This window comes from Chrysosporum bergii ANA360D (genome assembly GCF_029891735.1).
Lineage (GTDB): Bacteria > Cyanobacteriota > Cyanobacteriia > Cyanobacteriales > Nostocaceae > Umezakia > Umezakia bergii.
The window spans coordinates 1-584 of the sequence record NZ_JANQDH010000059.1 but is presented as its reverse complement, the minus strand read 5'-3'; the positions used below and the strand labels follow the sequence as shown (position 1 = coordinate 584).

Genomic DNA, 584 nt, shown 5'->3' with positions numbered 1-584 from the left:
AGTCCACCCCCGCGATCGCGACGGCATAAACCCAGATCTAACACGTATCGTAAGTTATCTTCTGGCGTATCAGCTAAGTCTTCACCAGCTAACATAGGTTGAATAATGTCCCTGACCCTATCTTCCCGTAATCTTTCTGCTAAGCTATCTAAATGGGTATCCTGGCGTCGAATCAGAATTTCCTTGGCTTGGTTAATCACTTCAGCAGTAATGGGTTGGGTAATGTCTTTCACCAAAACCTGGGTAGCTTGACGAGCTAGGGCGTTAACTAACCACGGTTGTCCATCAGTTAAATAAAATGCCTGATGGATGGCTTCCGGAGTAAACACCTGTCCCGTAGCTTGTGTATGTTGTAAGTAAAGTTCTTCTACTTCTGATAAAGTAAAATTACTGAGGGTTAAAGACTCAGCCTTGATATTGAAAGGACTGGAGGTATTGAGTCGTTCACTTCCACCGGATTTAACCTTATAGTCCCGCACATCCCGCATACCAATCAACCCCACCGAATGGGGAAACGCCCGGGGACGACGGGGAAAACCTGAACGTAATTGTCTTAAAATAAAGATTAAAGCTTCATCTGTTAG

1 pseudogene is annotated in these 584 nt (G+C 44.7%); it reads right to left on the bottom strand.

From position 1 onward, the window contains the following. A pseudogene (locus NWP17_RS09415) lies at positions 1 to 584 on the bottom strand (ATP-binding protein); the annotation flags it as partial.